Here is a 22,988-nt window from a genome sequence, read left to right as displayed (position 1 = left end):
CCTGAACGCCTTCGCCATCACCTTCAGCGACCGCTTCCCAGCCGCTGAAACCTACTAACCAAGATCGCCGGAAACACCGTTAGCGAGACAGCCCCACACCGTTAGATCCATACTCCCCCCGGCCGCGTCGATCATGGAGTTGTGGTGGGCGCCAGCTCCAACTTTGCCCGTTTTATCGGGCACCACAAGTCCATGATCGACCGGTTGGAGAGCGGGGCGGGGGGCCTGGGGGTGGAGGGCGAGGCGGGGGTGGGTTTAGGGGTGGAGGAGGGGGAGCAGGGTTTTGATGATGTGGGTAGGGCGGCGGTAGAGGTCCAGGTCCGTGAAGTGGCGCATCTGCCAGCCGTTGGCGGCGAGCCAGTTCGATCGGAAACGATCGCGTCGGAGACGGGCGCGGTCCAGGTGGGACGAGCCGTCGTATTCGACACCGACACGGTGTTGCCGATAGCCAAGATCCAGGCGGTAGAGCGGTATCCCGTTGCCGTCCCGGACCCAGATCTGCGGTTCCGGCGGTGAAAGGCCGCCGTCGATCAGGACCAGTCGAAGCTGGCTCTCCTGACGGCACTCCGCACGAGGATCGGCACGTGGCACGAGATCGCGGGCCTGGCAGACCCCACGCAGACGTTTGTGGCGAGCGACCTCAACCAGCAGCTCCTCAGCCTGGCAAGCGCCTACGCGGAGGCAGAGGTCCAGCAGCGGAATCACCTCCATCCGACGCATCGATCGGGCCAAATCCACCGCACACCTGGCAGCGGGTGCGCACGGCACTCCAGCCAGCAGCACCGGATCGCGTACCGGCAGTACCGCCTCGTGGGCGACCACGCCCTGGATGTGCGGGACGTTTTCCCCAGCCGGGACGATCACATGCACCTCGTTGCTGCGGACGTCGCCGAAGCCATGCAGTTGCGCACCGGTGTGGAAACCGACGACGGCGGTGGCGGGCAGCCGTCGGAGAATCGCCGGGAGGTGTGTTGCCGGATCAGCCGACGGCGCGTAGATGCCCCGCGACACCCGGTGCAGGCGGGACAGCTCGGCAAACGTCCGGACCCGCTGCCGGCTGAAGCCGGCAGCGAGCAGCTCCGAATATCGATACAGGGGCTCTGCCATGCCGCAGAATCTGCGGCACCATGCGGCCACTCCTCGACCCCAACCCGGTGCCCTGTGGACAACTACCGGCCCTGTGCACAACCCCCAATCTCCCCCCGTCCGTGCTAGGCCGGAGCCCGACCGGCGTCGATCATGGAGTTGTGGTGCCCTACAAAAGCCGCTAGTCAGCCAATATCCCCCACCACTACTCCATGATCGACGCAGACGGGGGTGGGGCGCGGGGGTGGGGGGTTAGTCGCAGGCTGTGCCGTCGCCGTCGCGGTCCAGGTCGTAGATATCGGAGCCGATCACCCTGATCGGGCCACTGACGTAGGCGGGGCCGTTGCCGCTGCCGCCCGCGCAGTCGACGTCACTGGCGATCGGGACGCAGCCGCTGTAGTTCGGGTCGCACGTCGAGGACTGCGGCTTCCTGGTGCCGACGGCGGCGACCTGGGTCACCGGCTGCTTCGTCACCGTGGACTTGACGAGCTTCCTGGACGTCCGTACCCCGTTCGTGGTGGTCACCTCGTACGTCAGGGTTCGTACTCCGTTGACGCCCCTGGTCCGGACGACCCGCTTCCCCTCGGCCAGCGACGAGTCCTTGACTGTCCGCTCCCCGTACCGGACGGTGGCCTGCACCGTCTCGGTCGTCACCTTGACGACCGGCGGCGGCGCGGCAGCCGACGGGGTCGGCGAGGCTGGCGTCGAGGACCCGGCCGCGTCGGGCGTGGCAGGTGAAGTGGCGACCGGGGTGGAAGTGACCTCGGTCGGCTCGGCGGGCGCTGCCACGATGGGCTGCTCCGCCTGCTCGGCGGCCGTGCCGGTAGTGGTCGGCTCCGGCTCGCCGGCCAGCGCGCCGATGATGGCGGTGCCGGTGCAGCAGAGCAGCAGGATCGACAGGGTCACCGAGCCGAGGATCACGGCGGTCCGCCGGGCCGGACTGGCCCGCCGGAACCAACTCGGGCGGGGCACCTGCCCAACCGAGGGCGGGTACGGCGGGCCCGGATTCTGTGGTGGTTGCATCGTCACGGCGATGAGTGTCGTCGCAAACACCGTGCGCAATATCCTCCGTCGTGCTCGTCACCTGCGCCGATCGCTTCGCAGCGGTGATCTGTTGGCGCTTCCTCGGGCAACGGACGACACCCGCGGCCACCCTCCAGGCCGGCCGACCAGGGCCGATCATGCGGCTGCTTTTACCAACAAGAGCCGCAAATCGGCACACCACGCGCCTGAACGCTGGCGCTCGTCGAGAGAGGACAGGTGAGGTGTCGAGATGCCGTCAGCGAGGCGGGTTCAGCGCCCGGCCCGCGTCGAACCGACTCGTGGCGCGGACCGACGGGCCCGTCGACCGCGCAGCGAGCTGAGCCCGACCAGCAACAGCGCGATCCCGAACATCGCGGTACCGACGACGTTCACCTGCGGTGGGATGCCCCGCTGGGCGGCGCCCCAGACATACATCGGGAACGTGACAGTGGTGCCGGCGTTGAAGTTCGTCACGATGAAGTCGTCGAAGCTGAGCGAGAAGGCGAGCAGCGCGGCGGCCACGATGCCGGGCAGCAGCAACGGCAGGGTGACCCTCCGGAAGGTCTGCCACTCGTTGGCGTAGAGATCCATGGCGGCCTCCTCCAGCCGCCGGTCCATCCCGGCCAGCCGCGCCTGCACGGTGACCACCACGAACGACACGCAGAACGTCACGTGCGCGATCACGATGGTCCAGAAGCCCTGCGGCACCCCGGCGGACACGAAGAGCGCCAACAGCGACGTGCCCATCACCAGCTCCGGGGTGGCCATCGCCAGGAAGATCAGCATGTTGATGCCGGTCCGACCGCGCAGGCGGTACCGGACCAGCGCGAACGCCAGCAGGGTGCCGAGCACGGTCGCGACCACCGTGGCGACGAACCCGATCTGCGCACTCCGCAGCACCGCCGCACACATGTCCGACGTGGCGCACGGCCGCCGCCAGTTGTCAGATGTGAACTCGTTGAAGTCGTACGACAGCCGACTCGACGGGCGGTTGACCGAGAGCGCCGCCACCACCAGGTTCGGCAGCGCGAGGTAGCCGAGCACCAGCAGCGCCACGATCAGCACCCAGTGGTCGGTCAGCCGGCGCCAGCGTCTCACCACCGCACCCCCTCGGGGCCGGCCCACCGCAGGTAGCCGAAGACCACCGCGAGGATCGCCGCCATCAGCAGGAACGACAGCGCGGCGCCCTGCGGGTAGTCCAACCGGACCAGGAACGCCGAGTCGACCACGTTTCCGATCATGTACTCGTTCGGGGTGCCGAGCAGCTCCGCGTTGATGTAGTCGCCGCTGGCCGGGATGAAGAACAGCAGCGTGCCGGCGACCAGGCCGGGCCTCGACAGCGGCAGGGTCACCCGGCGGAACACCTGCGCGCCGCTCGCGTACAGGTCGCCGGCCGCCTCCAGCAACCTGCGATCCAGCCGCTCCAGGCTCGCGTAGAGCGGCAGCACCAGGAACGGCATGAAGTTGTACGTCAGGCCGAGCACCACCGCGAACGGCGTGGCCAACAGTCGGCCCTCCGGTGCGAGCAGGTGCACGTCACGCAGCAGACCGACGAGCGGCCCGCTGTCCGACAGGATGGTCTTCCAGGCGAGCGTCCGGACCAGGAAGCTTGTGAACATCGGGGCGACCACACACACCAGCAGCACGTTCTTCCACCGCCCGGCCTTCTGCGCTATCGCGTACGCCAGCGGGTAGCCCAGCAGCAGCGCCAGCACCAGGGCCACCCCGGCGTAGCCGAACGAGCGCAGAAGCTGCGGCCAGTACGCCCGCACCACGTCCGGGTAGTTGCCGAACGCCCAGGTCATCGCGTACCCGGTGGTGAGCGAACCGTCGGGGTCGTACAGGCTGGCCGCCGCGAGCTGCACCAGCGGCACCCCGAAGAACACCAGCAGCCAGGCCACCCCGGGCAACACCAGGAGGTACGGCCGGAGTCGCCGCCGCGTCACCCGGGTCACGACGACGCGGCCAGCAGGAACGCGTGCCGGGGATCCCAGTGCGCCACTGCCGTCTCGCCGACCGCCACCCGCGTCGACGCCCCACTGTTGGCAGCGAACACCGACAACTCGGCGCCCCAGCCGGTCCGCAGCAGGTACTGCGTGCTGACCCCCACGTAGGCGGCGTCGGTGACCACCCCGGCGACGTGTTGATGGCCCACGGGCACCTGGGCGGCGGAGCCGACCAGCTGCAGTTTCTCCGGGCGTACCCCCAGGTGGACCGGGCCGTGGTCGGCCCGTGAGCGGCCGGCGGGCACCGAGAAGCGCGCGCCGTGCGCGGTCACCGCGACGTCGCCGCCGCTGACGCCGGTGGCCTCGCCGCTGAGCAGATTGGACTGACCGAGGAAGTTCGCGACGAACGCGGTGGCGGGGAACTCGTAGAGGTCGGCGGGCGCGCCGAGTTGCTCGATCCGGCCGCCGTTCAGCACCGCGACCGTGTCGGCCATGGTCATGGCCTCCTCCTGGTCGTGGGTGACGTGCACGAAGGTGATGCCGACCTCGGTCTGTGCGCGCTTCAGCTCGATCTGCATCTGCCGCCGCAGCTTCAGGTCCAGCGCGCCGAGCGGCTCGTCCAGGAGCAGCACCTGCGGCCGGTTGACGAGCGCGCGGACCAGTGCGACCCGTTGCTGCTGGCCGCCGGAGAGTTCGGCGGGCCGGCGGGTGCCGTAGCCGTCGAGCTGCACCAGCGACAGCATGCGGTTGACCTCGTCGTCCACCGAGCGGATGCCGCGCCGACGCAGCCCGAAGGCCACGTTCTCGAAGACGTCGAGGTGCGGGAAGAGCGCGTAGCTCTGGAAGACGGTGTTCACCGGTCGCTGGTGTGGGCGCAGCCCGGTGATGTCCCGGTCGCCGAGCAGCACCCGGCCGCTTGTCGGTTCCTCCAGACCGGCGATCATCCGCAGGGTGGTGGTCTTGCCGCTGCCCGACGCGCCGAGCAGAGCGAAGAACGAGCCCTGCCCGATGGTCAGGCTGAGGTCGTCGACCGCGGGGACCGCGCCGAACCGCTTGGTGAGGCCGGCAAGCCGCAGGTCGCCGGCGGGTGTCTCGCTAGCCACTCTCGTCACGCCCCGATGACCTGCTGGAACTTGCCCTCGTACTCCCGCTCCTGCTGCTCGTTCAGGGCCATGAACGTGGTGGCCTTCGACAGCAGCGCGTCGTCGGGGAAGATCAGCGGGTTGGCCGCCAGCTGGGGGTCGATCTTTTCCATCTCGGCCTGGGCGCCCCGCACCGGGCAGATGTAGTTGACGTGCGCGGCGACTTTCGCGGCGACCGCCGGCTCGTAGTAGTAGTTGACGAGCTGCTCGGCGTTCGCCCGGTGGGTGGCCCTGTTCGGCACCAGCATGTCGTCGCTGTAGAGCAGCACCCCGGAGTCGGGCGCGACGAAGCGCACCTTGGCGTCCTCACCGGACAGTTGGATGACGTCGCCGGACCAGCCGATGCACGCGGCTATGTCGCCCTTGGCCAGGTCGGGCGCGTAGTCGTTGCCGGTGAACCTGCGGATCTGCCCGGAGTCGACTGCCCTCCTGAGTTTGGCGAGTGCGTCGTCGAACTGGGCGGACGTGAAGTTGGCGGGGTCGTGTCCGTTGGAGCCGAGCAGCAGACCCATTGTGTCGCGCATCTCGCTGAGCGCTGTCACCCGGCCCTTCACGTCGGGGCGGGTGAGCAGCTCGTCGACGGTCCGCAGCTCCCGTGTGACGTTGCCGTTGTACGCCAACCCGGCGAGGCCGCACTGCCACGGAACCGACATCCGGTTCTCGGTGTCGTAGGAGCGGTTGAGCAGCGACGGCAACAGGTTCGCCCGCACGTTGGGGATCTTCGCCGGGTCGAGCTGCTGGACCCAACCGAGGCGGATCATCCGGGCCGCCATCCAGTCGCTCAGCACGATGATGTCCCGGTCGGTGCTCTGGCAGGCCGCGAGCTGGCCCTGCACCTTGGCGAAGAACTCGTTGTTGTCGTTGATGTCCTCGGTGTAGCTGACCTGGATGCCGGTCCTGCTGACGAACTCGTCAAGGCTCGGTCGCCGGGACTCGTCCCGCTCGTCCACGTCCAGGTACTGCGGCCAGTTGGAGAAGGCGAGCTTCTTCTCGGTGCCGGACAGGTCGGCGCTGACGCAGCCGGCCTCGGTCTGCTGGGCGCCCTTGGTGCCGCACGCGGCGAGGCCGCCCATGGTGAGCAGTGCCGCCGAGCCGAGAGAGCCGGTGAGCAGTGCACGTCGGGAGAGGGGGCGCAGGGGCGCGCGCATGACGATTCCTCAGGGTCGGTGCCGTGGACGCCTGACACGATGACAAACCGGCGGCGCCAGAAGAGCATCGGGGCCGACGCGTCACGTCCCGTGCAGCCGTCCGTCACGCTCAGCGTGATCCACGCGACGTCGGAAGGCTTGATCCACTCACCTTCCGGGAAACCGGGCCATCCTCGCGCCGTGACACCACGTTTTCCGTGAACCCGAGGGGATCAGCGGCCGGGGGTCAGCGCCTTCGGCTCAGCGGCCGGATCGGCGCACACCGTCGACGAAGGACGCCCAGGCGGCCGGGGCGAAGGCCAGGGTGCCACCGTCGCGGTCCTTGCTGTCGCGCACCAGCACCCGACCGGGCAGGTTGTCGGCCACCTCGACGCAGTCGCCCCCGTTGTTGCTGCTGCGGGTCGCGGTGCGCCAGCGGGCTTCGGTCATGTCCATGTCGTGGCCACTTCCCTGATCAGCTCGATCGACCGGCGTTGGGGTAACGCCTCACCGGTGACGCTCTCCCACCTGCGTCCCAGGCTAGCGACGTCGACGGGATCGGTCACGATCTGACCGCGGAGCTGGTTGTCGAGATACGCCAATTCCGTCCCGTCGGGCAGGCGACCCAGCACGAAGGGGCCAGCCAGGCCGGTGTGCCACGGACCGTCGGCCGGGATGACCCGGATCTTGGGGTGGACGCGAACCTTCTCTGCCAGCGATTCGACCGTCTCCCCCGCCTCGGCCATCGCCACCCGCAACGCCTCGTTCGCCACCGGAGCCTCCGCCCGCCAGGCGCACACCGCGACCTCGCTCGGTGCACGCTGCGGCGGATGGTAACCACGCTGCGTGGCGATGTCTGCGGTCTACCGGCGTGTGGCGGTCAGACATGTCGGCGCGCTTCTGGAACGCCCACCAAACGCCCCGAAGGTGCCCCACCAACGTCCCCAGCCAGGTCGGCACACTCTGCGACTGATCCACTACACGTCGCCGCCGCCCGTGGCGCCTGATCCACTCCACGTCGCCGATCAGGCGTATCAACCGGACCAACACCGTCACATCGCCGACCAGGTGTGGATCATCCCGCGCCCACCTCGTCCATACCTGTTGATCAAGAAGTCGGCGCCTTCTTGACGCAAGCCTCTTGATCAACGCCGAAAGGGGGCGGGGACCGAAGGGGCGCGCGGTCAGTGGTTGGGGGGGATGACGCGGAGGTGACCTCGGCGGCCGGTGGAGTGGGACTGGTCGCTGTGGGACCGGTCCTTCGGGTCCTCCGGCGGGCGGGGGGCCGGGCGGGCGGCTTCGCGGACCGCCTCGGCGAGCGCGACCAGGTCGTCGGTGGTGGGCGGCGGCGGCTCGAACTCGCCCTCGTGCCGGACCACGTCCCAGCCCCGCGGTGCGGTCAGGCTGCGGGCGTGCGGCTCACACAGGTCGTACGTGTGCGGCTCGGCGAACGCCGCCAGCGGCCCCACCACCGCTGTCGACTCGTTGTAGACATAGGTCAATGTGGCGACCGCTTGCCGGGGGCAGCCGTTACGGGAGCAGCGCCGTGGTGACCTCACGTGCGGCAGGGTATCTCCATTACCGGGTCCGGCGCATCGCTTCGCGTTGCGACACGCCCGTCGTGGTGATCACAGTTCGCCGTTCCGGACGCGCCGCGCCACGGGAATGGCGGTGCCGCTGGCCAGCCCGGCGCGGGCGCTACCCTTTGCCTCATGACGAGCCCGGAACACCGCCGCCCCGGCCCCGGCCGGCGGGTGCACCGTGACCGGCACGGTCGCGGCCTGCGCGGGCGGTTGGTGCCGGCCACCGTGCCACTGGCGCGGACCAAGGCCGAGGTCTTCGACGACCTGGTCCTGGACACCGTGGAGACGCTTGAGCGTCGGTTCGCCAAAGAGTTGGCCGGTGTCGAGTTCGCGGTCGAGGACGTCCCGCCGGATCTGAACGTCTACGACTCCGACGTGCTGGAGGATGGCGAGGTCCCGCTGGCCCGGCTCCTGCCCGGCCGGCCGGGCCGACAGGAGGTGCCGCCCCGGATCGTGCTGTACCGGCGGCCCCTGGAGTTCCGGGCGATGGACCGCGAGGACCTCGCCGACCTCGTCCATGACGTGATCATCGAACAGGTGGCGAACCTGCTCGGGGTCGACCCCGACGAGCTGGCCTGACCCGGGCACCGCACGGCTGAGTCGGGCGGCCCCCACCGCCCCGACCTCGCACCGCTCAGGCGGCCCGCCGCTTCAACTTGCGCCGCTCCCGCTCGGAGAGCCCACCCCAGATGCCGAATCGCTCGTCGTGACCGAGAGCGTATTCGAGGCATTCGGTCTTGACCTCGCACCGCGAGCAGATCCTCTTCGCCTCGCGGGTTGAGCCGCCCTTCTCGGGGAAGAACGCTTCGGGGTCGGTCTGCGAGCACAACGCCCGCTCCTGCCACTCCGGCGCGTTTCCGAGCAGGTCGGCCACCTCAAGCTGGCCGTCCATCAAATGCCTCCTTGTCGCGCACCGGCGTCATCGCCGCTGCAACCCCCCACGCGAAAGGCGTGCTTGTCCGTCCGGTCCCGTTTTGTTGCGTTCCGTGCGAACAACCCCATTCAAATTACACGCGTGTAATGCGTGCGCCGTCAAGCCAAACTTGATAATGGAGTCGCCCTCCCGACACCCCTGGACGACCACTCGGGTCGTCCAGCCTCGCAACCTGCCCTATCGATTCAGACCCCGGCCGAGTAACGCCCTCTCCGGCGAGTTGCCCGACTTTTCTGCCGTGGCGCCTCCCCGACGAGTCGCCACCGGCCCGGCGTCAGGCACCCGCACCGCAAAGCTGATCTTGGTGGGGGACAGGTTAACGCGGTACGGCGCAGACCGCCCGTCGAGCCGGGAACAGCACGTGCGCCCCGCCCACAATGTGGACGGGGTGCGGCGTGAAACCGGTGCGGGAGAGGTCAGCTGGCGGCCCCGAATCCGCTGGTGGGCCAGACGAATTCGGCTATCCCTCCACCATGGACAGAAACCGTTCCGACCGACGTACTCTCGTCCCACCAGACGGTATAAATCCCGCCGGGAAGATCCGGATAGACCGCACTGTGGCAGGAGCCGTCCCGCACCCGACGCTCCCGCACTGCGGAGTGCACCCGCCGATCATCGTCGCGGCTGATCTCGATCTCCCGGCCGTGCAACTCCCGGCCGGTGTAGACGATCAGGGCACCTGTGTCGCCGCCCAGATCGAGGACGACGCTCCCCGTCTCCGACGGCCCGTACGTGTGCTCGTGCATCCCCTCCCCCGCCCGGTCAGGACGCCGCCGGCGGGTTGTTGAACCCGTCGTACGGCGTACCCAGATAGGGGAAGTTCGCGAGGAACGGCGCTGTCACGTCGGCGGCGCTCAGGCCGGGAGTGACAGCGGCAGCCGCCGCGTCGGGACGGAACGTCTTGTCCACCAGCGGCACGGTCACCCCGGCGATCGCCCGCAGCGCGATACTCACCACGTCGTCACCGACCCGCCGCCCGTTCGGGAAACCGGCAAGGTCACCACCGAGCACCCCGAACCGGTCCGGCTGCCGGGTCGGCGGGATCGCGGTGTTCAGCCGCAGCATGTCGGCCTGCACGTCACCTGTGGCGTTCGTGAAACCGTCGATCAGACCGGCGGGTACGCCGGTGAGCAGGATCGCCACCAGGTCCGCGCGGGCCTTCTTCGACCTGGTGAGTCGGTCCAGGTTCGGGAAGACGTCCGGGTAGAGCGCCGGCAGCAGGGCCGCCAACTCCGGCTGCTCGACGAACCTGGCGAACCGCTTGTCCTCGGTGGGCGGCAGCGAGTTCCACAGGTCCTTCTTGGACATCGGCACGATGACCTCGTTGAACAACGGATTGCCCAGCCGGAGACCTGCGTGAACGGCCCGGTGCTGGTGTCCGCGGCACCCTGGTCGCCGAGCACCCGCACCTGCCGGCGCGACGCCGACGTCCACACCCCGATCACCGACGCGGGGTCACCGGCGCCGTAGCGGTTGGCGCGGCGGCGCACCTGCTTCAGCGGCACCTGCACAGCGATGCTGTGCACGTTCATCCGGTCCGTCGCGTTCACCGGCTCACCCTCGGCCTTGAAGATCTTCTTTCCGGCGACGTGCAGCTGCTGGAACGGCCGCAACGTGCCGAGGTCGAAGATCGCCCCCAGGTCGACGAAGAAGCCGTCCGCACGCTGCCCGGCGAAGACCCGTTCCCCGGTGGAGAGCGAGTAGGTGGCCTGCCGCACCAGCTCGGCGTACTTCGGGGTGGACAGCGGGCCGACGTTGCACGGCGGGCACTGCAACTTGTGCGCCAACCGGTGCTCCCGGCCGTCGGTCACCCGGGTCAGGCTGTAGAACTGCCGCCGGTTCCAGGTCTCGCTGTCAAGCGAGTCGATCCTGCCGGTGTTGTAGAGAAAGCTGTTCGGATTCGTGATCTCGGTGGTGAATTCGAACCGGTAGGTGACGTCCGGGCGGCCGTCGCCGTCGTTGTCGATATGGATCTCGTAGCGCACGTCGTCGCCGAACTCGAAGAAGTTCGGCCCCCCGGACGGCAGCTGCAACGGCACGTAGTTGGCGATCAACGTCACGGTGTCGGGCTTGTCGGGGCTGACGAACGCGTACAGGTCGGAGCTGTCGGCGACCGGATCCTTGGCTATCTCCGGGGCCTCGCGGTGGGAAGACATGGCGGACCAACCTCACTGGGCGGGGACAGGATGGCGGTGCGAAATGCCGGTTCAGCGCCGGGCGGCGCGCCGCAGCCGGTCCGCCAGGCCGCGGTCGCGTACCTCGATCCGCGTGTCGCCGACGAAGACGTCCATCCGTCCGGATCTGGCATCGCGCAGGTGCACGACTATCGGTTCGTCGGCACGTCCGGCCGCGCCGGGGGCGTTCTGCGCGGCCGACAGGCCCGGCACTGTGAGCGCGGCGGCGCCCAGGGTGGCGCTGGCCGCGGCGGTCAGTGTCTGCCGGCGGGTCAGTCGCGGCCACTGCCGCTTCCGCTGATCACTGGTCATGGGCAACCTTTCCGGCGGCGCGAACGCGCCCGCAGGGACGGACGGGTCCGGCACCGTCCATCGACGCCGCCGAGGCCCTGGGGGTACCGGCGGTGGTCGTGGCCGCGACCGCCGCCGGCATCGCGTGGTACGGCCGGCGGCGGGGAAAGGTTCGACCTCAGGGCCGGGCGTGACCGTACGCAGTCGACCGCTTGCGCGCCGGCCGCCCGGCCGCCGTCGCGATGGCCCGCAACTGCTCCTCGGTACGCGCCGACCCGTTGCCGGAACCGGCCATCCGGGAGATGGTCTCCTCCATCAGCGTGCCACCCAGGTCGTTGCAGCCACCCTGGAGCATCGCCACGGTGCCCTCGTCGCCGAGCTTCACCCAGGAGCACTGGATGTTGTCGATCCGGCCGTGCAGCAGCAGCCGGGACATCGCGTGCACGACCCGGTTCTCCCGCCAGGTCGGCCCGGGCCGGGCGATGCCGGCCAGGTAGATCGGGGCGTTGGTGTGCACGAACGGCAGCGCCACGAACTCGGTGAACCCGCCGGTCCGGTCCTGCACGCCGGCCAGCACCCGGAAGTGCGCAAGCCACTGCCCGGGGTGGTCGACGTGGCCGTACATCATCGTGGAGCTGGACCGGATGCCCAGCTCGTGTGCCGTGCTGACGACGTCGACCCAGGCGGCGGCCGGCAGTTTGCCCTTGGTCAGCACCCAGCGCACGTCGTCGTCGAGGATCTCGGCGGCGGTGCCGGGGATGGTGTCCAGCCCGGCCTCGCGCAGCTGCGTCAACCACTCGCGGACCGGCACGCCCGCCTTCGCGGCGGCGGTGACGATCTCCATGGGTGAGAACGCGTGCACGTGCATCTCGGGCACCCGGGCCTTGATCGCGCGCACGATGTCGGCGTACCCGGTGACCGGCATCTTCGGGTCGATGCCGCCCTGGAGGCACACCTCGCTGGCACCGGCCGCCCAGGCCTCCTCGGCCCGGTCGGCGACCTGGTCGACGGAGAGCCGGTACGCGTCGGCGTCCCGCTCCCGCTGGGCGAACGCGCAGAACCGGCAACCCACGTAGCAGACGTTGCTGAAGTTGATGTTGCGGTTGACCACGTAGGTGACGTCGTCGCCGACCACGTCGCGGCGTACGTCGTCGGCGAGCCGGCACAGCTCGTCCAGCGCCGGCCCGTCCGCCCCGAACAACGCAAGCGCCGCGTCGGTGTGGGAGGGGTCGAGCAGCGCCGCCGGGTCGTCGGCGGCGAGCCGCAGCCCGGCCGCCAGGTCACGGTCCGCGCCGCTGCCGGTCGACTCCGGGGGTACGCCCGCACGCCGCGCCGCCGCCTCGGGAGTGACCTTGCCGGCGACCTCGGACCAGTCGCCGTAGACGCTGTCGAAGTCACCGCGCCGGTCGTCGGTGCGGCCGGTGGTGTCGATGGTGGAGTGCAGGTCGGTACGCCCGCCGAACACCTCCTCCGGCTCCTGCCAGGGACGCCCCTGTGGGAGGGCCGACTCGACGGCCAGGCCGGTGGCCGGGTCGGCGAGGGCGCTGACGTGCGGCAGCAGCCTCGGGTCGAGCCACGGGTCACCCGCGCGCACGTACTCGGGGTAGATCGTCAACCGCTCCCGCAGCGTGAACCCGGCCAGCTCGGTGTGCCGGGCCAACTCGTCGATCTGCGGCCACGGACGTTCCGGGTTGACGTGGTCGGGGGTGAGCGGCGAGACGCCACCCCAGTCGTCGATGCCGGCGCTCAGCAACAGGTCGTACTCGCCGGCGATCAGGTTCGGCGGGGCCTGGATCCGGGCCTTCGGGCCGAGCAGCAGCCGGGCCACCGCCACGGTGGCGGCCAGGTCGTGCAGCTCCGCGTCGGGCATGCCGCGCATCGCGGTGTCCGGCTTGGCGCGGAAGTTCTGCACGATCACCTCCTGGAGGTGGCCGTACTCCCGGTGGGCGCGGCGGATCGCGAACAGCGCGTCCACCCGCTCGGCCGGTGTCTCCCCGATGCCGATCAGGATGCCGGTGGTGAACGGCACCCCCACCCGCCCCGCGTCGTCGAGCACCCGCAGCCGGACCGCGGGCTCCTTGTCCGGTGAGCCGTAGTGCGGGCCGCCTGGCTCGGACCACAGCCGGGTCGCTGTGGTCTCCAGCATCATCCCCATGCTCGGGGCCACCGGCTTGAGCCGTTGCAGCTCCGACCAGGACAGCACGCCAGGGTTGAGGTGCGGCAGCAGCCCGGTCTCCTCAAGCACGGCCACCGCGCAGGCCCGCAGGTAGTCCAGTGTGGAGTCGTAGCCGCGCTCGTCGAGCCAACTCCGGGCCGCCGGCCAGCGCTCCTCGGGACGGTCACCGAGCGTGAAGAGGGCCTCCTTGCAGCCCTGCTCGGCACCGGCCCGCGCGATGGCCAGCACCTCGTCGCGGTCCAGGAACGGCGCCGGCAGCCGGTGCGGCACTGTAGCGAAGGTGCAGTAGTGGCAGCGGTCCCGGCACAGCCGGGTCAACGGGATGAAAACCTTCTTCGAGTACGTGACCACGCCCGGCCGCCCGGCGTCCCGCAGCCCGGCATCGCGGATCCCACCGGCCACCTGGAGCAGCTCGTCGAGCGCGTCACCGCGAGCGGACAGCAGCGCGGCTGCCTCGTCGACATCAAGTGCCCGCCCGGTAGCGGCCCGGCCCAGCGCCCGCCGCACACTAGCGTCACTCGGGCCAGTTTGGGTGCGATCAACCATCCGCTCAGCCTATGCGCAGCGCGAGCCCACCTGACCAGACCCGGGGCCGCACAGTGAAAAATGGCCCACCTGGCTCGCACCGAAGCTGGTGCCCGCCCCGGCGACCTCGCGCCCGGCGCCCCGCTCGTGCGGCCGCACGGTGATCACATCATGATGAGTAGTTGCCAGGTGCGCTGGGGAACTACTCATCATGATGTGATCATGGAGTCACCTCGCCGGCCGACTCAGCGGGGCTGGTCGGGGTGTTCGCCGGGCTTGATGTGCTGGGTGCGGTCGTCGTCTGGGTCGGCGGGGCGAGGGATCGCCTGCGTCGGATCGGCAGCGGCCCGGTCGGCGGGGCGAGGGATCGCCTGCGTCGGATCGGCAGCGGCCCGGTCGACGGGGCGGGGAATCGCCTGCGTCGGATCGGCCGAAGACGGCTGCCCGAACGGTGGCGCGGCCGGGGACGGCGGCGCGGAGTTGACCGGCGGCGCGGACTGCGGGAACGGCGGCGCGGACTGCGGGGCGGACTGGAACGGCGGCGCGGACTGCGGGTGCGGTGGGGCCGACTGCGGGGCCTGGAACGGCGGCGACGGCTGGGCGTACTGGCCGGCGAACTGATCGGGCTGGCCGGGAGCGGCCCACCCGCCCTGCGGCTGACCACCGGGCTGCCCCGGGGTCGGCCAGCCACCCTGCTGTTGCGGCCAGCCTGGCTGCGGCTGACCGTAGACACCGGGCTGAGGCTTGGGTCGTGGCACGTAGTAGTGCGCACGCCAGATGGTGTAGACGACCCAGGCGGCCACCGCGAAGATGACCATCCAGGCGAACCGGGTGAGCACACCGAGGAGCGCGTCGAGCACCTCGCCGTCGGCCAACCTGCCGACCGTCCAGATCAGCAGGGTGAGCGTGCCGAACAGCGCGCTGACCCCGTACTCACCGACGGCCACCTGCGTGATCAGCTTGGCCTTCGGCAGCACCGGCGAGATGTGCGTGGCCAGCAGCACGGCCAGCAGCGGCAGGACCACCGCCGTCACCCCGACGAACGTGTCGAAGGCGGCACCGGCCCGACCGGTGACGGAGTCGTCCGGGCCGATCAGCCGGAGCAGTCCCACGAAGAGAAACACGGCGTTGGCGCCGAGCAACGCGAGCGCGGCGAGTTCGCGTAGTGGCTTGGTCAGCTGGCGGGCCTGCGCCGCGTCGGCGGACGCGGGCTCGGCGGGGCTGGTCACGAGCTCCCCCTCGGGGCTGAACGGACAGGGCGCACGTGAGCCTAGTCTCCAGGGCCACAGGCGGACCGCAGGCGTCACGTGCGCGAGGATGGTCGTCATGCACATCGTGGTTCTGGCCGGCGGCATCGGCGGCGCCCGGTTCCTGCTCGGCGTCCGGGCGTACGCCCGCGAAGTCGGCGCGGAGGTGACCGCCGTGGTCAACGTCGGCGACGACCTGTGGTTGCACGGGTTGAAGATCTGTCCCGACCTGGACAGCGTGATGTACACGCTCGGCGGGGGCGCGGACCCGGAGCGGGGCTGGGGTCGGGTCGGTGAGAGCTGGACGGTCAAGGGCGAGCTGGCCGCGTACGGGGCGCAGCCGGACTGGTTCGGCCTCGGCGACAAGGACATCGCCACCCACCTGGTGCGCACCACCATGCTCAATGGCGGTTACCCGTTGAGCGCGGTCACCGAGGCGCTGTCCACCCGCTGGCAGCCGGGGGTGCGTTTGCTGCCGGCGACCGACGACCGCCTGGAGACCCATGCGGTGGTGGAGGACGAGCAGGGGCAGCGGGCGATCCACTTCCAGGAGTGGTGGGTCCGGCACCGGGCCGACATCCCCACCCACCGCTTCGTCTTCGTCGGTGCGGAGACGGCGAAGCCGGCACCCGGGGTGCTGGACGCGATCGGCTCGGCCGACCTGGTGCTCGTCGCCCCCAGCAACCCGGTGGTGAGCGTCGCGCCGGTGCTGGCCGTACCGGGGCTGAGGGAGGCGGTGGCGGACGGCCCGGCGCCGGTGGTGGGCGTCGCGCCGATCATCGGCGGCGCTCCGGTGCGGGGGATGGCCGACCGCTGTCTCGCCGTGCTGGATGTCGAGTGCAGCGCCGCCGGGGTGGGCCGTCTCTACGGGGGCCGGTCGGACGGTGGCCTGCTGGACGGCTGGTTGGTGGCCGACGAGGACGCTGGCACTGTGGTGCCGGGAGTGACCGTCCGCGCGATGCCGCTGCGGATGACCGACGAGGCGGCGACGGTGGCCATGGTCCGCGCCGCAGTGGAGTTGACGTGAGGCTGGAGATCCTGCCGGTGCTGGGCATCGGCCACGTGACCGAGGGTGACGACCTGGCGGCGATGATCGCCACCGCGGCGCCGTGGCTGCGGAACGGGGACGTGCTCGTGGTGACCAGCAAGATCGTCTCCAAGTCGGAGGGGCGACTTGTCGACGTGCCGGCGGACGGGCCCGAGCGGCTGGCCGCACGGGACGAGGTCCTGGCCGGTGAGACGGCACGGGTGGTCGCCAGCCGGGGGCCGACCCGGATCGTGCAGACCCACCACGGCTTCGTGATGGCCTCCGCCGGTATCGACGCGTCGAACGTGGACAAGACCCAGCTGGTGTTGCTGCCGGTCGACCCGGACGCCTCGGCACGGGCGCTCCGCGACGCGCTGCGCGAACGCTACGAGCTGGACGTGGCCGTGATCGTCAGCGACACCATGGGCCGGCCCTGGCGCAACGGGCTCACCGACGTGGCGCTGGGCGTGGCCGGCATGCCGGCGATCCGCGACCACCGGGGCGAGGTCGACCCGTACGGCAACGAGCTTCAGCTGACCCAGATGGCGGTGGTGGACGAGCTGGCCGCCGCCGGTGAGCTGATCAAGGGCAAGTGTGATCAGGTCCCCGTCGCGGTCGTGCGGGGTTACCTGTCCGCCACCACCCCGGACGACGCCGGTGGCGCGCGGGCGCTGATCCGCGACGGGGCACAGGACCTCTTCGCGCTCGGCACCGCCGAAGCCCGCGCCGCGGGGCTGGCCGACGCCGCCACCCTGGCCGACGGTCCCGGTCCCACGCCGGCCGACCTGACCGCGGTGCGACGGGCGATCGACGCTGTTGCCGAGGTGGTCACCCCCGGCACGGTCTTCACCCTGGTCGACGAGGCCGAGGTACGCGCCGGACTGGTCGCCGAGATGCCCGGCTGGCCGGAGGGGGCAACCCTGCTGCTCGGCTCGCCCCCGACCCCGGTCGACCCGATCGGCCTGGTTCGCTTCGGTGCCGACCTGCACCGACTGCGCGTCGCCCTGGCCGCCCAGGGCGTCGGGTCGACGCTGTTGCCACCGCCGCCCGGCAGCCCGGCCAGCGCCGCGCTCGCGCTCTGAGAGACGGCCGGGCCGTCCGTCCAACCGGCCCGGCCAGCGCCGCGCTTACCGCGGTGAGACACGGCCGAGCGATCCGTCCCACCGGCCGGGCGAGCACGGCGAGAGACGGCCAGGCGATCCGCCCAACCGGCCGGGGCCAGCGCCGCGCTCGCGTGGTGGGAGACGGCCGGGCGATCCGTCCCAGCGGCCCGGCGGACGCCGCGCTCACGCGGTAGGAGACGGCCGGCCCGGTCAGCGCCAACGCTCGCGCGGTGGCCGGGTCAGGCGTCCAGCATGGCCCGGCCGAGCGGGGTCAACGTGTGCAGCACGCTGTTGCGGTCCCGGTGGCTGACCAGCAGACCGGCGTTGCGCAGCACCGTGGCGTGTTGGCTCGCCGCCGCCGGTGAGATGTTGAGCCGGCGGGCAACCTCGCCGGTGGTGCAGCCCTCGTCGCTGGCCTGCAACACCGCCGCCCTGGTGCGGCCGAGCAGCGCGGCAAGTGAGTCGCGTCCGGCAGCGGACCGGGCTGCGCCGGTGCCGTCGGCCGACGCCAGCCCGCCCAGCCGGTCCACCCGGTAGACAAGCACCGGCGGCAGGGCCGGGTCCAGCAGGGCGACAGGCGTGTCCGCACAGAAGAACGACGGGACCAGCAGCAGCCCTCGACCGTCCAGGTGCAGCTCCCGGCTGTGTGGGTAGTTGCGGACCTCAAGCACCCCACCGCCCCAGCGCATGGCCGGCCGGAGGCTGGTGAGCAACCCCTCGACACCACCGTCGAGCAGCGCCCTGGCCCGGTGCGCCCGGTCCGCCGCGACCGCCGACTGAATCCGGCTCCAGTACGGGTTGATCGCCAACGACCGGTACTGGACCATCGAATCGGCGAGGTGGTGCAGCACCGCCACCTCTCCCCGGGCCAGCGCGGCGGCCGAGGGCGGCAACTGGTTCTCGGCCGCGAGCACGCTCAGGTCTCGCTGCAGCATTCCGGTCGGGGTGCTGCGGAGCGCCTCCAGCCCGGCCTCGAAGCCGTCGACGCTTGCGTACGGGGTGAGGAAGTCCGGGAAGTAGCCGCGCGGCGGGCTCAACGCGAAGAGCAACCGGAGTTGTTCGGAGCCGACGTCCTGGCGCAGCCCTTGGGACACGGTGCGCCGCCAGTTCGCCGTCAACGGATCGCGGTTGCGGCTTCGCAGTGCGTGCAGGCTGAGGACCAACTCCCAGACCGGGTCCGCCGCCGGCGCCACCCGGGTCCGGAGGATGTCCTCCCCGGAAAAGTGGATCTTCAGCATGGAGTGCTCCAGTGTCGCCGGCAGGGGGATGCCGGGCGACCGTTCGACTCTACCTGGACGGCACTAATCTCCATCTTTAAGCCTGGGCTGAAAAAGCTCGACGGCGCCGGAGGGGTTCGAGATGCTTCCAGTGCCCGAACACCGTGCCGGTGCGTCCTCGACGCTCCGGGACCAGGGCACCGGGTCTGGGGAGGCCCCGGTGATCGGGCGGCACCACGAGGGTCTGCGGCCCTTGCTCCGCAGAGGTGCCGTCCGGTCATCCAGCCTCACCCCGTCACCCACTCGACTCAACCAACCCAGAGTGCGACCCGGTGATCCTCGTCCGTGACGTAGAACGGTCGCCCGTCCAGCTCGGCCAGTCCCTCCACGTGGTGAAACGGTGCCAGGTCCCGCACCGGCTCCCCGACGAGCCGACACACCTCGGCCGACCCGTCGGCCGGGAGTCGGAAGCGGACGTGCCGGGACGTGACCTCACCGCCGCGCGGATGGTCGTCCAACAGCACCGACCCCTTGCCCAGCGCGTCGATCGAGCCGATCACGGCCGCGTACCCGCCGTCCGGGGTCGGGGTGATCGCCCGGAAGCCGGTCAGCTTCCCCGGCGGGGTCACCCCGGTCACCACGTACGCGCGCAACACCTCGGGCCACGCCGGCTCCGCCGCGAACATGCCCGGCACACCGGCGACCTCCACCAGGATCGGCTCACCGGCAGCCGTGACCGGGAACCGCAGCCCGAGCAGCACCGTCCCGGCCGGAGTGAACGCCGCCGCCTCCACGTTCAACGGCAGGTCGTCCGGGGCCAGCCGACTCACCCAGCGCTTCTCCCGGGCGGTCCCCCGCGCCAGCGTCTCCACGATGAACCGGGCCCGCACCCGCGCCCCGGGTGACAGCAGGGTCAACGGCGACCCGGCGAGGGCATCGTTCACCGCCCGGTGCAGCCGGAACGAGTTGCGCACCACCTGCACCGGCACCGGCCCGGCCGCCGCGTCGTCCTCCCGGAAACGGGCCACGAAGGCACGCCGGGGCCGCAGCGGACCAGCCTTCGAACCGAAGTGGGAGCCGAAGACGTACACCCAGCCGTCGTGCTGGGCGAGCGCCTCGCCATCCTCGGTCCGCCCGTTCTGCACACCGGCGTCCGCCAGCACGTGCCGGGCCGTCCACTCGCCGTCATCCCGCTCCAGCAGCAATGCCAGGCAGCGCTCCACCGGCCCCTCGTCCAGCACCGTCCAGAAGCCCCGCCGGGCCCCGTACGCACGCAGCAACGCCGCCGAGCGCACCGGCAGCAGATCGCTCGCCTCGTTGCCGGCCACCACGAATTCGACGAGTCGCAGGGTCACCGAGTCAGCGTACGGAGGGGCCGCTCGTACAGTGACGGGGTGCCCGACACCCCGATCACCGCCCAGCCGACCGACCCCCAGGTGTACGCGCCGCTGCACGCCGACGCGACCGCGCTGCTCGAAGGCTGGCAGCCGACCAGCCCGGCCGCCGCCACCGCGCGGGACCGGACCCTCGCCCTGCTCGGGGCTGGGCCGATCGCGATGAGCCGGCAGCACCGCCCCGGGCACATCACCGCGAGCGCGCTGGTGCTGGACGCCACCGCCACGCGGGTGCTGCTCTGCCTGCACGTGAAGTTCGGTAGGTGGGTGCAGCTCGGCGGGCACTGTGAGCCGGTCGACCAGACCCTGGTGGCCGCCGCGCTGCGCGAGGCCACCGAGGAGTCCGGGATCGCCGGCCTGCGCATCGACCCGGTGCCGATCGACGTCGACGTGCACGAGGTGCTCTGTCAGGGCGGCTCCCGCCACCACGACGTCCGGTTCGCGGTGGTCGCCCCGCCCGGCGCGGTGGAGCAGATCAGCGACGAGGCCGAGGAGTTGGGCTGGTTTCCGCCGGACCAACTACCCGAGCCGCTGGCCGGCGGGACCGTACAACTGATCGCGCCCGCCCTGGCAGCTTTCAGACGTAGCCCTCTTCGCCGCGCGCCTTGAGCTCGTCGACCAGGGCCTTGACGCCCTGGGCCTGGTCACGCGGGCAGACCAGCACCGCGTCCGGGGTGTCCACCACGATCAGGTCGCGCAGCCCGAGCACCGCCACCAACCGGCCGGACTGCGGCACCACCACCAGGTTGGCGCTGTCCCGCAGGAGCACCCCGGGCTTGGCGTCGGTGCCGAGTACCACGTTGCCCGCGTCGTCGGCCGGCAGCACCTCACCCAGGGTGTGGAAGTCGCCGACGTCGTTCCAACCGAAGTCGCCCGGTACCGTCGCGACCCGTCCCGCGGTGGCCGCGCCCTCCATCACCGCGTAGTCGACGGAGATCTTCGGCAGGGTCGGCCAGATCGCGCCGAGCACCTCGTCCTGCTCGGGGGTGCCCCAGGCGGCGGCGATCGCGGTGACACCAGCGTGCAACGCCGGCTGCTGGCGGGCCAGTTCGGCGAGGAAGACATCCACCCGCCACACGAACATGCTCGCGTTCCACAGGTGCCGGCCGGAACGGACGTACGCCTCGGCGACCTCCGCGCCCGGCTTCTCCTTGAACTCGGCCACCGGCCGCCACGGAACGCCGTCGGTCTCCTCGCCGGTCTCCAGGTAGCCGTAGCCGGTCTCCGGGCGGGTCGGGGTGATCCCGACCGTCATCAGCATCCCCTGCTCGGCCCCCCGGACCGCCTCCTGGACCGTGCGTACCCAACTGCCCGGGTCGCCGATCAGGTGGTCGGCAGCGAAGCTGCCCATCACCGCCTCCGGGTCGCGCACCGCGATCACCGCGGCGGCCAGCGCGATCGCCGCGCACGAATCCCGCGGGGAGGGCTCGACCAGGATGTTCTCCTCCGGCAGACCGGTCAGCTGCCGAGCCACCGCCGCGACGTGCGCGGCGCCGGTGACCACCAGGGTCCGCTCCGGTGTGGTCAGCGGCGCGAGCCGCTCCACCGTCGCCTGGAGCAGCGAGGAACTGGTGCCGGTCAACGGATGGAGGAACTTGGGGTGGCCGGCGCGGGACAACGGCCACAACCTCGTGCCGCTGCCACCTGCCGGAATAACCGCATAAAGCATCCGCACATCATGCCCGACGCAGCCGCCGGCAGTGGCACGGGTCACCACCAGGGCCCCCGGGGATCAGGAACGGGCGCGACTCCAGGCGGCGATGTGCACCTCGGCGCTGGACTCCCAGGTGAACTCCTTGGCCCGGTCGAAGCCCGCCTTCGCCAGCGACAACCGCCGCTGCTCGTCGTCGAGCAGCGCGGCCAGGTCGGTGCCGATCTGCTCCGGGTCCTCGGAGGTGTACGCGACAGCGTCCCCACCCACCTCGGGCAGCGATAGCCGGGGCGTGGTCAGCACCGGGGCGGCGCACGCCATGGCCTCCAGGATCGGCAGCCCGAACCCCTCGCCGTAGGACGGATAGGCGGCCACGAGTGCCCCACCGAGGAAACCGGGCAGGTCGGCGTAGCGCAGGTAGCCCGGGCGCAGCAGGCGTAGGTGCGACGGGACCTCGGCCACCGCCCGGTCGATGTCGTCGTCGTGCCCCTGCCCACCGGCGATCACCAGGGCCGGTGGCTCGGCCCGGTCGGACACCGCACGCGCCCAACCACGGATCAGGTTCGGCACGTTCTTCCGCGGCTCCTTGGCGCCGAGGAAGGCCACGTAGCTGCTGTTGCCCAGCCCCAGCCGGGCGCGGACCCGAGCCTTCTCCTCCTCGGTCGGGGCGTGGAAGGCCGCCTGGTCGACGCCGTGGTAGGCCACGTCGATCCGGGTGGGGTCGGCGTCGAGCAGCCGGATCAGCTCGTCGCGGGTGGCCTTGCTGGGCACGATCACCCGGTTGGCACGCCGCATCGAGGTCTTGATGGCACTGCGGAAGAACGTGCGGCGGGACTTGTCGTAGTGCTCCGGCTCGGTGAAGAACGTCGCGTCGTGCACGGTGACCGTGACCGGGCAACCGGCCCGCAGCGGGCAGGTGTAGAACGGCGAGTGCAGCACGTCGGCGCTCACCTGCTGGGCGAGCAGCGGCAGGCCGGTCTGCTCCCAGGCGAGCCGGGCCGGGCGGTGCGCCACGGCCGCCGGCGCTGGGATGATCTCCGCGCCGGGCAGCATCCGGGTGTAACGCTCCAGGTCGGTGCGGAGGCTGACCACCGCCAACTCCACCCCCGACCCGCACACCTTGCCGAGGGCACCGAGCAGGCCGTCGACGTATCGACCGACGCCACCACGGTCGGCGGGGACACTCGTGGCGTCGATGAGCACGCGGGGCGGGCGACCGGCGGTCACGTGGCGACTCCTTGCACTGGCGGGTCTGTGGGGAAGAACACTCCGGGGGTCAAGCCTACGCCGGAGCGCGGGGCCGACGCTGACTGCGACCCGACGGTACGCCGACTTGTCATCG

At 71.0% G+C, this 22,988-nt stretch carries 22 protein-coding genes and 1 pseudogene; 4 read left to right on the top strand and 19 right to left on the bottom strand.

Translation table 11 applies throughout. The features are described 5' to 3' along the window. Window positions 1–255 precede the first annotated feature (255 nt). The 9 genes from AB0B86_RS14690 to AB0B86_RS14650 all read right to left on the bottom strand — a co-directional run bounded on the left by AB0B86_RS14690 (window position 256) and on the right by AB0B86_RS14650 (window position 7,883). On the bottom strand, window positions 256–1,107 hold the full coding sequence (locus tag AB0B86_RS14690) for a DUF559 domain-containing protein (protein ID WP_357405298.1): 852 nt from the start codon (window positions 1,105–1,107) through the stop codon (window positions 256–258). A gap of 231 nt (window positions 1,108–1,338) precedes the next feature. After that, window positions 1,339–2,109 carry a G5 domain-containing protein gene (locus AB0B86_RS14685; protein ID WP_357403741.1) on the bottom strand — a complete coding sequence of 257 codons (771 nt, stop codon included), beginning with the start codon at window positions 2,107–2,109 and terminating at the stop codon, window positions 1,339–1,341. 270 nt (window positions 2,110–2,379) lie between these two features. Next, a complete protein-coding gene (locus tag AB0B86_RS14680; RefSeq protein ID WP_357403345.1) occupies window positions 2,380–3,207 on the bottom strand; it encodes an ABC transporter permease in 828 nt (275 codons plus the stop codon). Then, on the bottom strand, window positions 3,204–4,103 hold the full coding sequence (locus AB0B86_RS14675) for an ABC transporter permease (RefSeq protein ID WP_357403743.1): 900 nt from the start codon (window positions 4,101–4,103) through the stop codon (window positions 3,204–3,206). The genes AB0B86_RS14680 and AB0B86_RS14675 overlap by 4 nt, the downstream gene beginning before the upstream one ends. Further along, a complete protein-coding gene (locus AB0B86_RS14670; RefSeq protein WP_357403347.1) occupies window positions 4,061–5,167 on the bottom strand; it encodes an ABC transporter ATP-binding protein in 1,107 nt (368 codons plus the stop codon). Before AB0B86_RS14670 ends, AB0B86_RS14675 begins: the two co-directional genes overlap by 43 nt. Further along, window positions 5,164–6,345 (bottom strand): spermidine/putrescine ABC transporter substrate-binding protein, encoded by a 1,182-nt coding sequence (locus AB0B86_RS14665; RefSeq protein ID WP_357418113.1) that lies wholly within the window; start codon window positions 6,343–6,345, stop codon window positions 5,164–5,166. The genes AB0B86_RS14670 and AB0B86_RS14665 overlap by 4 nt, the downstream gene beginning before the upstream one ends. A gap of 240 nt (window positions 6,346–6,585) precedes the next feature. After that, window positions 6,586–6,780: a DUF397 domain-containing protein gene (locus AB0B86_RS14660; RefSeq protein ID WP_357403351.1), complete on the bottom strand. Its 195-nt coding sequence runs from the start codon at window positions 6,778–6,780 to the stop codon at window positions 6,586–6,588. Next, window positions 6,771–7,070 carry a Scr1 family TA system antitoxin-like transcriptional regulator gene (locus tag AB0B86_RS14655; protein ID WP_357418126.1) on the bottom strand — a complete coding sequence of 100 codons (300 nt, stop codon included), beginning with the start codon at window positions 7,068–7,070 and terminating at the stop codon, window positions 6,771–6,773. Before AB0B86_RS14655 ends, AB0B86_RS14660 begins: the two co-directional genes overlap by 10 nt. A gap of 438 nt (window positions 7,071–7,508) precedes the next feature. Then, window positions 7,509–7,883, bottom strand: a complete 375-nt coding sequence (locus tag AB0B86_RS14650; protein WP_357403353.1) for a DUF3499 domain-containing protein — start codon at window positions 7,881–7,883, stop codon at window positions 7,509–7,511. A 153-nt stretch (window positions 7,884–8,036) separates the two neighbouring features. Here AB0B86_RS14650 and AB0B86_RS14645 point away from each other — a divergent pair, with 153 nt between their 5' ends. Next, entirely contained in the window at window positions 8,037–8,486 is a 450-nt protein-coding gene (locus AB0B86_RS14645; RefSeq protein ID WP_110562108.1) for a metallopeptidase family protein, read from the top strand. A 55-nt stretch (window positions 8,487–8,541) separates the two neighbouring features. Here AB0B86_RS14645 and AB0B86_RS14640 read toward each other — a convergent pair whose 3' ends face one another. The 6 genes and pseudogenes from AB0B86_RS14640 to AB0B86_RS14615 all read right to left on the bottom strand — a co-directional run bounded on the left by AB0B86_RS14640 (window position 8,542) and on the right by AB0B86_RS14615 (window position 15,236). Next, window positions 8,542–8,799 carry a WhiB family transcriptional regulator gene (locus AB0B86_RS14640; RefSeq protein WP_007455784.1) on the bottom strand — a complete coding sequence of 86 codons (258 nt, stop codon included), beginning with the start codon at window positions 8,797–8,799 and terminating at the stop codon, window positions 8,542–8,544. Window positions 8,800–9,257: 458 nt separating this feature from the next. After that, window positions 9,258–9,587 (bottom strand): phospholipase, encoded by a 330-nt coding sequence (locus AB0B86_RS14635; protein WP_357403355.1) that lies wholly within the window; start codon window positions 9,585–9,587, stop codon window positions 9,258–9,260. A gap of 16 nt (window positions 9,588–9,603) precedes the next feature. Next, a pseudogene (locus AB0B86_RS14630) lies at window positions 9,604–10,997 on the bottom strand (DUF4331 domain-containing protein). A gap of 51 nt (window positions 10,998–11,048) precedes the next feature. Continuing rightward, window positions 11,049–11,327 (bottom strand): hypothetical protein, encoded by a 279-nt coding sequence (locus AB0B86_RS14625; RefSeq protein ID WP_357403359.1) that lies wholly within the window; start codon window positions 11,325–11,327, stop codon window positions 11,049–11,051. Between the two features lie 157 nt (window positions 11,328–11,484). Beyond that, window positions 11,485–14,028, bottom strand: a complete 2,544-nt coding sequence (locus AB0B86_RS14620) for a bifunctional FO biosynthesis protein CofGH (RefSeq protein ID WP_357418109.1) — start codon at window positions 14,026–14,028, stop codon at window positions 11,485–11,487. A 224-nt stretch (window positions 14,029–14,252) separates the two neighbouring features. Continuing rightward, on the bottom strand, window positions 14,253–15,236 hold the full coding sequence (locus AB0B86_RS14615) for a hypothetical protein (protein WP_357403363.1): 984 nt from the start codon (window positions 15,234–15,236) through the stop codon (window positions 14,253–14,255). A 97-nt stretch (window positions 15,237–15,333) separates the two neighbouring features. Here AB0B86_RS14615 and cofD point away from each other — a divergent pair, with 97 nt between their 5' ends. Together cofD and AB0B86_RS14605 are read left to right on the top strand one after the other, a co-directional pair. Next, window positions 15,334–16,281, top strand: coding sequence for a 2-phospho-L-lactate transferase (gene cofD / locus AB0B86_RS14610; protein WP_357403365.1), 948 nt, complete (start codon window positions 15,334–15,336; stop codon window positions 16,279–16,281). Continuing rightward, entirely contained in the window at window positions 16,278–17,363 is a 1,086-nt protein-coding gene (locus tag AB0B86_RS14605; protein ID WP_357403367.1) for a coenzyme F420-0:L-glutamate ligase, read from the top strand. The genes cofD and AB0B86_RS14605 overlap by 4 nt, the downstream gene beginning before the upstream one ends. A 260-nt stretch (window positions 17,364–17,623) precedes the next feature. Here AB0B86_RS14605 and AB0B86_RS14600 read toward each other — a convergent pair whose 3' ends face one another. Then, complete coding sequence (locus tag AB0B86_RS14600; RefSeq protein ID WP_357403369.1) at window positions 17,624–18,622, bottom strand: winged helix-turn-helix domain-containing protein; 999 nt, start codon at window positions 18,620–18,622, stop codon at window positions 17,624–17,626. 287 nt (window positions 18,623–18,909) lie between these two features. Beyond that, complete coding sequence (locus AB0B86_RS14595; protein ID WP_357403371.1) at window positions 18,910–19,956, bottom strand: hypothetical protein; 1,047 nt, start codon at window positions 19,954–19,956, stop codon at window positions 18,910–18,912. Window positions 19,957–19,995: 39 nt separating this feature from the next. Between AB0B86_RS14595 and AB0B86_RS14590 the strand changes: the two genes are divergently transcribed. Next, window positions 19,996–20,604, top strand: coding sequence for an NUDIX hydrolase (locus AB0B86_RS14590; protein ID WP_357403373.1), 609 nt, complete (start codon window positions 19,996–19,998; stop codon window positions 20,602–20,604). On the opposite strand, the gene AB0B86_RS14585 is transcribed toward AB0B86_RS14590, so the two are convergent. Both AB0B86_RS14585 and AB0B86_RS14580 read right to left on the bottom strand, forming a co-directional pair. Continuing rightward, the gene (locus AB0B86_RS14585) at window positions 20,573–21,664 is read right to left on the bottom strand and encodes a sugar phosphate nucleotidyltransferase (RefSeq protein ID WP_357403375.1); all 1,092 of its coding nucleotides are present in this window, start codon (window positions 21,662–21,664) and stop codon (window positions 20,573–20,575) included. The genes AB0B86_RS14590 and AB0B86_RS14585 overlap by 32 nt on opposite strands. A gap of 63 nt (window positions 21,665–21,727) precedes the next feature. Beyond that, window positions 21,728–22,873: a glycosyltransferase family 1 protein gene (locus tag AB0B86_RS14580; RefSeq protein ID WP_357403377.1), complete on the bottom strand. Its 1,146-nt coding sequence runs from the start codon at window positions 22,871–22,873 to the stop codon at window positions 21,728–21,730. Between the last annotated feature and the right edge of the window lie 115 nt (window positions 22,874–22,988).

This window comes from Micromonospora sp. NPDC049047 (assembly GCF_040649135.1).
Lineage (GTDB): Bacteria > Actinomycetota > Actinomycetes > Mycobacteriales > Micromonosporaceae > Micromonospora.
Note: the sequence above shows the minus strand (reverse complement) of the source record. Positions and strands in the feature narration are given on the sequence as shown.